The organism is Flavobacterium sp. 9, assembly GCF_002754195.1.
Classification (GTDB): domain Bacteria; phylum Bacteroidota; class Bacteroidia; order Flavobacteriales; family Flavobacteriaceae; genus Flavobacterium.
Genome location: NZ_PEEU01000001.1, coordinates 2,542,900 through 2,555,157, shown reverse-complemented (window position 1 = coordinate 2,555,157; position 12,258 = coordinate 2,542,900). Strand labels below are relative to the sequence as shown.

General features: G+C 32.9%; 11 protein-coding genes and 1 tRNA gene. 5 read left to right on the top strand and 7 right to left on the bottom strand.

Translation table 11 applies throughout. The features are described from left to right. Nucleotides 1-17 precede the first annotated feature (17 nt). Nucleotides 18-1,229: a cytochrome c3 family protein gene (locus CLU81_RS10415; protein WP_099709737.1), complete on the top strand. Its 1,212-nt coding sequence runs from the start codon at nucleotides 18-20 to the stop codon at nucleotides 1,227-1,229. Here the strand turns inward: CLU81_RS10415 and CLU81_RS10410 are convergent, their stop codons facing one another. The 4 genes from CLU81_RS10410 to CLU81_RS10400 form a co-directional block, all read right to left on the bottom strand. Further along, on the bottom strand, nucleotides 1,230-1,973 hold the full coding sequence (locus tag CLU81_RS10410) for a UDP-2,3-diacylglucosamine diphosphatase (RefSeq protein ID WP_099709736.1): 744 nt from the start codon (nucleotides 1,971-1,973) through the stop codon (nucleotides 1,230-1,232). 64 nt (nucleotides 1,974-2,037) lie between these two features. Further along, nucleotides 2,038-2,490: a 6-carboxytetrahydropterin synthase gene (locus tag CLU81_RS10405; RefSeq protein WP_099709735.1), complete on the bottom strand. Its 453-nt coding sequence runs from the start codon at nucleotides 2,488-2,490 to the stop codon at nucleotides 2,038-2,040. A 31-nt stretch (nucleotides 2,491-2,521) separates the two neighbouring features. After that, a complete protein-coding gene (locus CLU81_RS26960; protein ID WP_165877235.1) occupies nucleotides 2,522-2,698 on the bottom strand; it encodes a hypothetical protein in 177 nt (58 codons plus the stop codon). Nucleotides 2,699-2,795: 97 nt separating this feature from the next. Further along, nucleotides 2,796-3,560, bottom strand: a complete 765-nt coding sequence (locus tag CLU81_RS10400; RefSeq protein WP_099709734.1) for an enoyl-CoA hydratase/isomerase family protein — start codon at nucleotides 3,558-3,560, stop codon at nucleotides 2,796-2,798. A 231-nt stretch (nucleotides 3,561-3,791) separates the two neighbouring features. Between CLU81_RS10400 and CLU81_RS10395 the strand changes: the two genes are divergently transcribed. From CLU81_RS10395 to CLU81_RS10385, 3 genes are all read left to right on the top strand, one after another. Continuing rightward, a tRNA-Ala gene (locus CLU81_RS10395) sits at nucleotides 3,792-3,865 on the top strand. Between the two features lie 204 nt (nucleotides 3,866-4,069). Then, on the top strand, nucleotides 4,070-5,212 hold the full coding sequence (locus CLU81_RS10390) for an AraC family transcriptional regulator (protein ID WP_099709733.1): 1,143 nt from the start codon (nucleotides 4,070-4,072) through the stop codon (nucleotides 5,210-5,212). A gap of 156 nt (nucleotides 5,213-5,368) precedes the next feature. After that, complete coding sequence (locus tag CLU81_RS10385) at nucleotides 5,369-6,850, top strand: serine hydrolase (protein WP_099709732.1); 1,482 nt, start codon at nucleotides 5,369-5,371, stop codon at nucleotides 6,848-6,850. Nucleotides 6,851-7,107: 257 nt separating this feature from the next. Here CLU81_RS10385 and CLU81_RS10380 read toward each other — a convergent pair whose 3' ends face one another. The 3 genes from CLU81_RS10380 to pyrH form a co-directional block, all read right to left on the bottom strand. After that, the gene (locus CLU81_RS10380) at nucleotides 7,108-9,603 is read right to left on the bottom strand and encodes a DUF5686 family protein (protein WP_099709731.1); all 2,496 of its coding nucleotides are present in this window, start codon (nucleotides 9,601-9,603) and stop codon (nucleotides 7,108-7,110) included. A gap of 119 nt (nucleotides 9,604-9,722) precedes the next feature. Further along, nucleotides 9,723-10,286, bottom strand: a complete 564-nt coding sequence (frr, locus tag CLU81_RS10375; RefSeq protein ID WP_099709730.1) for a ribosome recycling factor — start codon at nucleotides 10,284-10,286, stop codon at nucleotides 9,723-9,725. 150 nt (nucleotides 10,287-10,436) lie between these two features. Next, nucleotides 10,437-11,144, bottom strand: coding sequence for a UMP kinase (gene pyrH, locus CLU81_RS10370; RefSeq protein WP_099709729.1), 708 nt, complete (start codon nucleotides 11,142-11,144; stop codon nucleotides 10,437-10,439). Between the two features lie 191 nt (nucleotides 11,145-11,335). On the opposite strand from pyrH, the gene CLU81_RS10365 reads away from it, so the two are divergent. After that, complete coding sequence (locus CLU81_RS10365; protein ID WP_099709728.1) at nucleotides 11,336-11,953, top strand: thioredoxin family protein; 618 nt, start codon at nucleotides 11,336-11,338, stop codon at nucleotides 11,951-11,953. Nucleotides 11,954-12,258 lie beyond the last annotated feature (305 nt).

Genomic DNA, 12,258 nt, shown 5'->3' with positions numbered 1-12,258 from the left:
AAAGTATATTTACAGCAATGAAAAAAACACGCATTCTTTTTGCTATACTTGTTTTAGCAGTTTTTCTGTCAAATTGCACAAACAAATCTGATGAATATATTGATCCTCGCGGTACTGATTACGCAGGTTCTGAAAGTTGCATTGATTGTCATAAAACTCAATATGACATGGCTTTGCAAAGTTCTCATTTTAAAGCAACTGCTCCTGCAATTTTAGGAAATGTTCTCGGTGATTTTGATGCAAAGAATCACGTTTTTATCTATGATAAGAATACCAAATTGGTAATGGAACAACGCAATGACAGTCTTTATCAGGTTTTGTATAAAAACGGAAAAGAAGTTGAGGCGCATCGTTTTGAGATCGTTTTTGGCGCTAAACATGCACAGACTTCTGTTTACTGGCGTGAGAATAATACTTATGAATTACCTGTTTCTTATTATAATTCTATAAATAATTGGGCAACAAGTCCAGGATTTCCTGCTGATAAACCTTATTTTGATCGAATGGTGATGAAGGATTGTTATTCTTGTCACGCTTCAAATATTAGCAGCCGAAATGTTGGACAGAAATCGACAGAAAAAAACTTCACGTCGATGGATGTTGAAGATATTATTGATCGAAAAACCATCGTTTATGGAATTGATTGCGAGCGTTGCCACGGACCAGCGAAAGCGCATGCTGAATTTCATATTAAAAATCCAAACGTAAAAGTTGCAAATAGTATAACAAGCTATAAAACATTAAATAGGCAACAAAAACTCGATGCGTGTGCACTTTGTCACGCCGGAAATGACGGAATGAAAATAAAATCCCGTTTTGATTTTAAACCCGGAAGTGTTTTATCTGACTTTTACAGAGAGACTCGAAGTATTACCGATACTGCAAAATTTGATGTACACGGAAATCAATTTCGCTTGATGTCGCAAAGCAAATGTTTTATAAAAAGTGAAAAAATGGATTGCATTACATGTCACAATCCGCATGAAAATGCTTCTAAGAATCTGGCTTCTTATTCTAAAATATGTATGAGTTGTCATCAGGATTTCAAGCATAATGAAACGACTTTAAAAACGATGTCAGGAAGTTTATTAGCTAGTAATTGTGTTGAATGTCATATGCCTAAACAATCATCCGGTGCAATTAAATTCCAGCTTTCGAATACTAAACAAATGTCGAATTATATCTTGAGAACGCACAAAATTGGGATTTATCCAACGAATAAAAAGTAATTATTGTTCGAATTTTTGAAGTTCAAAAGTTTCGCCGTCAAAAACTCCATAGGTAAAATAACCAATCCAGTCGCCTAGATTTACATATTTAGATTCTTCTCCAATAGGGATAATCATTGGTAAATGGCGGTGTCCAAAAATGAAATAATTATAATGTTTGGTTTCGAGTTTGCGTTTTGCGTACAAAACCAGCCATTCGTTTTCTTCACCTAAGAATTTTACATCTTCGTCGCCTGAAATCAATTTATTTTTGACAGATAAATATTGGGCTAAACTCACGCCAACATCCGGATGTAACCAACGGAAAAGCCATTTTGAAAATGGATTTGTAAATACCTTTTTCATTCGTTTGTAACCTTTATCTCCGGGACCTTTTCCGTCGCCGTGACCAATCAGGAATGTTTTTCCGTTAAAAGTAAATTCTTTATTGTCGTGATAAACAGGAATGTTCAATTCGGTTTGAAAATAATCGTTCATCCATAAATCATGATTTCCCACAAAAAAGTAAATCGGAATTCCGCTGTCGCGAATTTCTGCTAACTTCCCTAAAACACGAACAAATCCTTTAGGAACAACCGTTTTGTATTCGAACCAAAAATCAAATAAATCGCCTAATAAAAAAATAGCTTCTGCATCTTGTTTTACAACATCTAACCAAGCTACAAATTTTTGTTCGCGTGGCAAACTCAATTCAGGAGTTGGAGCTCCAAAATGCTGATCAGAAGCGAAATATACTTTTTTCATGTATTGTGAGATGTGGTTTGTGAGATGTGAAACGTTTTACCTTTTACAATTTACTTTTTTCTATTTACAAATTATCAGATGCGTACCATTCTGCAAATGAAGATTCTGTTTCCTGAAGTTTAAGTGAAAAAAGAGAAATATCTTTTGGCAAACGCGCAATGATTCTGTCAGCAAAATCTACAACCATATTTTCACTTGTAGGCTGATAATCAACTAAAATAACGTGATGTCCACGATTTTTTAATTCATTTGCCAATTCGATATGCGGAGTTGTTTCGTTAAAAACCGTTGCATGATCAAACTGATCAACGATTTCTTCTTTTACAATTTTCTTTAGATCCGAAAAATCAATTACCATTCCGAATTTTACATTTGATCGATCCATAATTGGCGAACCAATCACGGTAACCGACAATTTATAACTGTGGCCGTGAACGTTTTTGCATTTTCCGTCGTAACCATATAAGGCGTGACCGGTTTCGAAACTAAATTGTTTTGTAATTCTGATATTACTCATCGATTTGAATTTTAGGTTGCAAATTTACGAATTAATAACCGTTTTTGTCTCTTTTTTTAGCACGGTTATACATCCAGTAAGCAATTCCTACTAAAACCACAAAAGGAAGAAATGATCCAATCAATACACCAATTTGATAACTGCTGTCCGGAGCGGTCTTAAGTTTCTCTGCAACATCGACTTTTTGGAATAATGAAATGATATACATGTTTGGTAAAATTTGATTTATTTAATAGTATCTGAACTTTGTCAAAGTTTAAAACTTTGACAAAGTTACAGCAAACTGTAAACTGAGACTGAAAACTTTACTTCTTAAATTGTGTCAAAGCATTTCTGCTGAAATCGGATAAAACTAATTTCCCTGTAATTGCAGCACGTTCCAGAAGTAACGATTGCCAATGTTCTGTTCCTTCCCAGATAATTTTTTTCATTTCGAATAAAGCTTCCGGATTGTATGAACTTAGTTTTTGAGCGAATTTTGAAACTTCGATATCCAATTCTTCTGCATTATGAAGCGACGCGTAAAGTCCGTTTTCAAGTGCCCAATTTGCAGATTTCCATTCGTGTGCAGCAAGCGTCATTTCGGTCATTGCTGTTTTGCCAATTTTTCGGGTAACTGCCGGTTCAATTACAAATGGACCAATTCCAATGGCTAATTCAGATAATTTTATAGCGCTTTCGGGCGTAGCCAAAACATAATCACAAGCCGAAATAATACCAACTCCGCCACCAACAGCTTTGCCTTGAACGCGACCAATAATAATTTTAGAGCAAGAACGCATTGCATTTAGCAAATGAGCAAAACCAGAGAAAAATTCTTTTCCTTGTTCTTTATTTTCTACCGCAAGAAGTTCATCAAAAGAAGCACCTGAACAAAATACTTTAGAACCTTCGCTTTGCAAAACAATAACCGAAACCGATTCCTTTTTACTTAATAAATTAATCTCAGCCGTTAAGCGATTTAATAGTTCACGAGGGAAAGAATTACTGGCCGGATGACCAAATTGAATTGTTGCAATTGCATTATTTAAAGTGGTTTGTAAAGAACCGTTTTGATTTTCTGACCTCATAAAAATAGATTTGATCGTAAAGTTACGGTTTTGGCAACTATTTTTACCTGAAGCGATTTGAAATTTGTTTTTTGATAATTAATTGACTTTATTTGCTAACGCTTTGGGGGGATTAGCTCATTTAATTTTTTCCAATGTAACATAAAAAGGGGGATTAGCTCATTTGGCTAGAGCGTCCCGATGCAATCGGGAAGATAACGGTTCGAATGCAAATTCTAAAGTCATAAAAAAGGGGGATTAGCTCATTTGGCTAGAGCGCTTGCCTGGCAGGCAAGAGGTGATCGGTTCGAATCCGATATTCTCCACAAATATTTGTAAGTCTATAAATTTTAATTTATAGACTTTTTTTATGCCTTGTTGTTTTTCTCAAAAACAAATTAAATCCTTAACTATACAATTGTATAACCAACGAATATTTTGTTATTTTTGAATAGACTATCGCAACTTTGTTTTGCATTTAAGAACGTCATAGTTATTTGTAAACCCTAAATAATACCAAAAAGAAGATAATGAATGTTAAGATTGATTTATTAGTTATTGTAACGGTAGTTTCCTTGTTTATATCATTATTTCTTGCATTTTTTTTGTTTGCAGTTAAGACAAAGCATAAAATAAGTAATTATCTTTTTGCGACTTTTTTAATATTATGCGCAATAGATACCAGTCAAACTTTATTCGACTTAATAATTGATAAACCTTCTAATTTTGGAATGTTAAGAGGTTTATTTGCTTTCTTGCAGATTCCTGTTTTTTATCTATATGTATTATCTGTTTGTTATTCAGATTTTAAGCTTAAACCAAAACACTTATTGCATCTGCTTCCATTTTTAACTGCAAATGCAATTATGATACCTCGTTTTTATGCCGTAAATGAAGCTTCTAAAATTAATTTTATTCAGAATTATCAAAATATGGTTGAGATTCAGTTCAATCATATTCTTATACATGTTCAGCTAATTGCTTATATCGTTGCTGTTTTTATGGTTTTAAGAAAAGCCAGGAAACTATATCTCGAAAATTGTGCAGGTACAAGTATTAGTTCTTATAATTGGTTGTTTCAGTTTACAGTTGTACTAACTGTTTTGTATTCAGTGGCGCTTTTAAAAAATGTTTTCAAGTTCTCTGATTATCCTTATATCTCTGAATGGATAAAAATTGGTCTCTTGGTATTTCAGCTATTTATTGTTTGCTGGTATTTATTTAAAGCATTAAATAATCCTGGTTTGTTTAGAAGTATTGATTCAAAATTAAAACTGGTTTCGGATATTGTTTTAGAAGAAAAAAATAAGGAGGAATCAACTGTAAGTGAAAAAGAATATTCTGAAGAGTTGTTGAAATTGCAACAATATATGGCTGAAGAAAAGCCGTTTCTAGATCCTTCTTTAACAATTCAGGATGTTTCTGCAACTATCCAAATTCCTGTTCGAGATTTATCGCTTTTAATTAATCATAAGTTACAACAGCATTTTTATGATTTTGTGAATACGTATCGTATTGAAGAAGCTATGGAAATTTTAAAAGATTCCACAAAAAGTAAGATGACCGTTTTAGAAATTTTATATGAAGTAGGTTTTAATTCGAAATCTTCTTTTAATACTGCTTTTAAAAAACATACAGGTGATACACCAACAGTTTATCGTAAAAGTGCTTAAAGCCAATACTTTGTAATTATTCGTACTCGTAGTTTTTATTACTCGTACTTATTTTTATAGACAAATGCGTTCGATTAATTTTATTCGGTCGCGTAGGTTTCCTTTCTCCCACATCTTTGTATCGAAATAATTTACTAACCTAAAAATTACGATACGATGAAAACCACTATTTATTTATTACTTCTTATAGTAACCGTTGCAAGTGCTCAGACAAACAAAAAAGCAGTATCAAAAGAAAGAGATTATAGCTTTCTAACGGACAGTTTAAACATTGATAAGCAACTAGAAAAATACAAACTTGCAGGATTTAGTCTTGTTGTTTTCGAAAACTACGAAATAGTCTATTCAAACCAATTTGGTGTAAAATCGATAGATTCAAAAGAGAAAATAGACAAGAATACTGCTTTTTCTACAGCTTCGATTTCAAAACCAATAACTGCGCTTCTTTGTTTTATACTTGAAGAGAAAGGATTGCTTAATTTAGACACTCCAATCGATGGTTATTTAAAACGCTGGCATTTGCCAAAGAGTAAATTTACCGAAAACAATAGTCCAACCTGGAGACAATTTCTTAATCATACGGCTGGTACAACTCAAGGCGGATTTGCAGATTATTACCAAGGTGATACAATCCCAACAATAAAACAAAGTCTTTTAGGTCAAATTCCGCGATATGATAAAGAAATTGAATTCTTGTTTACGCCAGGAACGGGTTGGTCATATAGTGGTGGAGGTTATGTAATTGTTCAAATGGCATTAGAAGATACTTTTAAGAAACCTATCCAGGAATTAGCAAAACAGTATATTTTTTCACCACTTGGTTTAAAAAACACGACAATGATACAGCCTGATGAAAAAGGTTTTCCAACAAATGTAGCGCTTGTTCACGATGAAAATGAAAAGGTAATTAGAACAGGTTTGCCAATCACGCCACAAGTTGGAGCATCTGGAATGTGGTCTACGCCAACTGATTTAGCTAAACTTGCTATTGAAATGCAAAATGCTCTTCGTAATAAAAACAACAAGGTGATTTCTCATAATGTTGCCAAAAAAGTAACAGAAGTAACTGCTTTAAAAGATGCGGTTGGCGGATGGAGTTACGGATGGCAAAAGTCTTTCGGTTATAATAATTACGAATGGTTTATGTGTAATGGTTCAAATACAGGAGTTGGAGGAAGTGTTTTTGCGACTATGACAGATGGAAACGGCTTTGCATTTCTAACCAATGGTGAAAAACCGAATCGTTTTCCTGTAATGGCGAGCACTCAAAGAAAGCTTTTGACGTTAATGGACTGGAATAATAAAACATCTAATGAGGAAATTCAGGAAATGCCTTCAAATCTAAAAGAAAAACTAATTGGGACTTACGATGATTTTCTTTATGGACAAGGAGTAGAAACCAAAATCGTAGAAAAGAATAATCGCCTTTATGTTGAATCGATGTTATTGGAACATTTTAAAGGGAAAAATGATAATGAGTTGGTGTATCTTAAAAATGGATTATTTAAAATTGTAGATTATCCAAACTTGTTAAAAATCAATTTTAGTAACGGAAAATCAAGTTCTGTAATCTTGATAAGAGGTAATATGGAAACTGAAGTTCAGCTTAATGATAAAAAAGAGGTTACAAAAAGCTAATGGTAATTTAGAAATTCTTTACTATTCACCTTTGTCAAAGTTTTAAACTTTGACAAAGGTTTCTTAATCTTGTCATTCCGAGGAACGAGGAATCTCCGCAAGTAGCTCGACAAAGATTGGCGATTTTGCCTGAGGAGTTTCTTGCGGAGATTCCTCGTTCCTCGGAATGACAAAAATACGCGGACAAACTTTGAAAAATAAGCTTTTATAGTTCCTTACACTCTTGGTTTTAAACTTTGACAAAGGTTATATTTATATTACAATCCTAAATCAAGAACATAAGATATTTTGACAGCAATATTATCTTCAAATTTTAAGAGCTGATTTGGACCATAACGATAAAATCCGCCGAGACCAAAACCTTTGAAAATCTTGTTTAATTCAATTCCGGATTCAAAGAAACCTTTGTCTAAGGTTTTGTAGGTTGGTCCAACATGTTGTTGCGGATTTTCCATATTTCCCCACGCCATTCTGGTTACTAAAACTAAAGATGGGCGTACTTTTTTGAATATTGTAATTCGGTCAAAGCCATGTTTTATTTGGAAAAATATATATTGGCTCGAGAAAAACTCATTAAAATACATGGTTTCAAAACTGTTTCTACCCGCAAAAGTAATACGCTGAATAACGGTTTCTTTGGTAAGGTTATTAGGCATTGTGTTGTATAAATGTGTAATTGGAACATCTCCCATTGCGTAACCTCCCTGAAGTAGCAAACTGGTTTTTTGACCGTTTAGATATTTTTTTTCGTACTCGGTTTTGAAATCTATTTTGCCAAAGTTAAAATCATTTTCCAGAACATTTGGAAGTGATTGCGTGTACTGAAAGGTAAATCTTGGAAATCTTTTTTCTGATTCATTTCTTCCTGTTGGCGTTTGCATGAAATCGCTAAAAGGTGCCCAAACTATTGACAACATTGCCGTAGTCATGATATAGTTGGAATATAATTTTCCGTTTAGATTAAAAAGATAATCAAATTCGGGCTGAACAAAAGTTCGGGATAATTCTAAAATAGCTTCGGTTTTCGGAATAATTTTCGTCTGAACATTTGCTTTCCAGCTACTATATTGGTAAAAAGTACTAATGTTGATTGGTCGCGGATCGTAAATTTTAAAGACACGTTTGTCAACTGCAAAGACGGTACTCGCAATCTCCCGAACATCATCTGTGTAAGATCCGTTTAGCCAAGTGTTGGTACTTTTGTCAAGTAAAACTCCAGAGCCAATACTGTATTTAACTTCGCCATCTTTAGTTCCGTAAGCAGAATATCCTTCGATTCTAAAACTCTTAGAAAAACGATCATTTGTGATTCCGCCTAAACCAAGACGAAAACCTTCGTAATTATTGTAACTAATTATTTTTTTCAGATCCAAATCAACAGGTCCAATTGGGAAATAACCATTGATGATTTTTCGTCCAAGGCCTAAACGTTTTTCAATTCTCTTCTTAACAGAAAGACTGTCTAATAATAAGTATGTTTTTTGGCTTTTTAAGTCCAAACTTTCTTTTCTGTAAGTATTCCAGAATTCTTCCGGTTTTTTGCTTGCATCGTCCTTTATTTCGATATAAAGCGCCGGATTTTTTATAGGATTGGTTGTGTTGTAATGAATGTCGAAATTATTACTTTCAGAAAGTAAATAGGTAAAATCAGAAGCTGATTTTTTTCTCGGTTCAAAATTATCTTCAACATCACCGTCAAACTGAATGGTTCCGCCTAAAATTTTAATATCATCGTCATTCTTTCCTTTTACAATTTTGAAAGTTGTGTTGCTCTGAAACCAGATTTTTTCTTCTGGGACATATTCAAATTCATGAATTCCGCTAATGTCCAGAACGCCTTTTATTCGCATTACAGCTTTGGCGACAGCAAAATTTTCCTGATCGATATACAAAACGCCTTCTAAACCTGATGATTTTCTTTTTTGTTTGTTTTTAAAGTAAATCATATAAGTCTCACGACCTTTTATGTTTACAGTATCCAGTAATTTATAATTGTAATTTGAAGTTGCACTGTTAGAAATCGGGTTTTCATACTTGGTTTCAAACAATTCATATTTAGAATCATAAATAGATATTGATTGTAAATTGAATGCTATGATTTCATAAATAGGCTGTTTAAAACCGGCAATTTTGGTTCCCAGAACAGTTTCTTTAAGTTTATGATCTCCAAATTGATATTGAGAAACTTTTTCGGTTTGAAATAAATGCTGTTTGCTTATAATTTCTTTAAACTTATAATCGGAGGAATCGATATTGATTTCTTTTTTATTGAAATCTTTATAAGCTGCAGACGAATCAATCCTGCCATCGATAGAATCCGGATTGGCAGTTACAATAAGTTTGTTGTAGGTTTTGTATTCAAAACTATTGAGCCTTTTTTGCGGATTGTTTTTGTTTTTATTGGCGATAACCTTTTTTATAATCGTCAAAGCAGGATTTTCATTAGAAACAACAACTTCTTTTAAATCATCTGTTTTTTGAGAAAGCGAGATGGCATAAAATTTTTTGTTTGCAATAATTGCAATGATTTTTGTTTGAAAACCAATGTATGAAACGGCAAAAGTGGTTGTCTTTTCGGCTATTTTAAAATCAAATTTTCCATCAACATCTGTAATTGTGTTGATGTTGTCTGAAGTTGTAATTGTAGCAAAAGGAAGAGGCTTATTGTTTGAATCCGTTACAATTCCGTTTATTTGAAATTGCGCCTGAATGCTAAGCGTAAAGAACAAAGTCAAAAAACAAAATAGTTTCATAAAGGAGATTATAGATTCAAAAACGAAAACAATGCATTTTTGGTATGCAAAAATAAGAATAAAAAAATCCGTCTGGTAGTATTTTAACCAAACGGATTTTTAATTTGTTGTTACAAAAATTATACTTTCATTATTTCAGCTTCTTTTGCTGCTAATAATTCGTCAATTTTTTTGATATAAGTATTTGTTAAGTTCTGAACTTCTTCTTCTGCAGATTTACAGATATCTTCTGAAGTTCCTTCTTTTTCTAATTTTTTAATATCAGTATTCGCATCTTTACGTACGTTACGAACACCAATTTTTGCGTCTTCGGCCTCAGATTTTGCTTGTTTAGCAAGATCTCTACGACGTTCTTCTGTCAAAGGCGGAACACTGATGATAATTACATCACCATTATTCATTGGGTTAAAACCAATGTTTGCAATCATAATTGCTTTTTCAATAACCTGCAGCATATTTTTTTCAAAAGGCTGTAAAGTAATTGTTCTTGCATCAGGAACGCTAATTTTTGACACTTGCGAAAGTGGTGTTGCAGAACCGTAGTAATCTACAAAAACACTTCCTAACATTGCCGGAGAAGCTTTTCCTGCACGAATATTAAGGAATTCTTTCTCTAAATGCGCAATAGAACCATTCATTGATTCTTCTGTACTATCTAATATAAATTCTATTTCTTCAGTCATTTTTTTTAGATTTTTAAGTCCCGAAACTTCGGGATAGACGATTCGTTTTTAAAAAATGATTCCTCTAATTTACTAACTAATATGTTTTTTTGTTTTTTTTGAATGTAAAATGATTGTCAAAATTTAGAGAAATCTTACAATCTAAACAGTTTATACATTAACTACTGTTCCTATGTTTTCGCCTTCACAGATTTTCAAAAGGTTACCAATTTTGTTCATGTCAAAAACAACGATTGGCAATTTGTTTTCCTGGCTTAGGGTGAAAGCAGTTGTATCCATTACATTAAGTCCTTTTTTAAGAACATCGTCAAACGAAATGAAATCAAATTTTACTGCCGAAGCATTTTTTTCAGGATCACAATCGTAAACACCATCAACACGAGTTCCTTTTAGGATTACATCAGCATTGATTTCGATTCCTCTTAAAACAGCTGCAGTATCAGTTGTGAAATATGGATTTCCGGTTCCGGCTCCAAAAATTACGATTCTTCCTTTTTCAAGGTGACGATCTGCTCTTCTTTTAATATATGGTTCAGCAATAGATTCCATTTTCAAAGCAGTTTGTAAACGCGTTTTCATTCCTCTGTCTTCAAGTGCGCCTTGTAAAGCCATTCCGTTAATTACGGTTGCAAGCATTCCCATATAATCGCCTTGTACTCTATCCATACCAGCACTTGCACCGGCAACGCCTCTAAAAATATTTCCTCCTCCAATAACAATAGCAATTTCTACTCCTTTACTGTGAATTTGCTTAATTTCTTCAGCATATTCGGCTAATCTTTTAGGGTCAATTCCGTATTGTAAATCACCCATTAAGGCTTCGCCGCTAAGTTTTAGAAGAATTCTTTTATATTTCATGTTTGTGTTGCGTTAATTTGTGCAAATATAGACATATTCTGATTTTTAAAAATAATGTTTACAAAAAATTAATTGCTCTTTTATTTTTAAGGAAATAAAGCTTTTATAATTTATTTCAGTTGAATCTGATAAATGTCATTCTTGCGTTTACTTTTAATTTGTAAATTTATCATAATCAAAACGAAACAGGTATGAAAAGTATTGTAGCCAAAGCATTATTCCACAGTTATTCTTATGCAGAATATAGAAAATTAGTTACCGATTTATTGTCTGAAGGAAAATCAACAGGAAACGAACAATCTGAAAGTTTAACGCATTATACAAGCCTGAATGAAGTCAGAATGAATCGGTTAGAAAAAACAATCAAGATTTCTGAAGAGGTAATTTCAAAACTACAAAACTTAGACAATCATTATATTTGGCTTGTAATATCTGAAGGTTGGTGCGGAGACGCTGCTCAAATACTGCCTATTCTTGAGAAAATGGCGCATGAATCCAATAAAAAGATTGATCTTAGAATTGTACTTCGCGACCAGAATGACGATTTGATGAATCATTATCTAACGAATGGCGGAAGAGCAATACCAAAACTTATCGTAATTTGTAAAGAAGCCGGAATTGTTCGTGCGGATTGGGGACCAAGACCAAAAGGAGCTACTGAATTAATGACAAACTATAAAAAAGAATTTGGAGTTATTGATGAAAAAATCAAAACCGATTTGCAATTATGGTATCTGGCAGATAAAGGAGTTTCTGTTCAGAAAGAATTGGTTGAAATAATGGAGAATATCAAATATAACCGATTATAATTTTTAGAAAAAAAATCGTTGAAACGCTATATTTTTCGGGCAATTGACTGAAAATAAGTGTTTTGACAGTAAAAAATGTATTAAAATGTTTTTCTGTGGGATAAATATTTTGTAACTTGCTGATATAATCCCACTTCTACTATCTACTATCTGACTTGCTCTTTTTATTGGTGTTTATTTAATATCTAACAATTAAAAATACACTATCATGAAAAAGTTATTCGACAAGTTTTACGATTTTATTTCAGGTTTATTGTTTGGCGGAAAAAATATACCTCACTATTAATTCCAAAGGGTCAAGTGTG

Excerpts from the sequence above, each read along its gene's own strand:
- CLU81_RS10415 (WP_099709737.1), top strand. The coding sequence starts at position 18 with ATGAAAAAAACACGCATTCTTTTTGCTATACTTGTTTTAGCAGTTTTT.
- CLU81_RS10410 (WP_099709736.1), bottom strand. The coding sequence starts at position 1,973 with ATGAAAAAAGTATATTTCGCTTCTGATCAGCATTTTGGAGCTCCAACT.
- CLU81_RS10405 (WP_099709735.1), bottom strand. The coding sequence starts at position 2,490 with ATGAGTAATATCAGAATTACAAAACAATTTAGTTTCGAAACCGGTCAC.
- CLU81_RS26960 (WP_165877235.1), bottom strand. The coding sequence starts at position 2,698 with ATGTATATCATTTCATTATTCCAAAAAGTCGATGTTGCAGAGAAACTT.
- CLU81_RS10400 (WP_099709734.1), bottom strand. The coding sequence starts at position 3,560 with ATGAGGTCAGAAAATCAAAACGGTTCTTTACAAACCACTTTAAATAAT.
- CLU81_RS10390 (WP_099709733.1), top strand. The coding sequence starts at position 4,070 with ATGAATGTTAAGATTGATTTATTAGTTATTGTAACGGTAGTTTCCTTG.
- CLU81_RS10385 (WP_099709732.1), top strand. The coding sequence starts at position 5,369 with ATGAAAACCACTATTTATTTATTACTTCTTATAGTAACCGTTGCAAGT.
- CLU81_RS10380 (WP_099709731.1), bottom strand. The coding sequence starts at position 9,603 with ATGAAACTATTTTGTTTTTTGACTTTGTTCTTTACGCTTAGCATTCAG.
- frr (WP_099709730.1), bottom strand. The coding sequence starts at position 10,286 with ATGACTGAAGAAATAGAATTTATATTAGATAGTACAGAAGAATCAATG.
- pyrH (WP_099709729.1), bottom strand. The coding sequence starts at position 11,144 with ATGAAATATAAAAGAATTCTTCTAAAACTTAGCGGCGAAGCCTTAATG.
- CLU81_RS10365 (WP_099709728.1), top strand. The coding sequence starts at position 11,336 with ATGAAAAGTATTGTAGCCAAAGCATTATTCCACAGTTATTCTTATGCA.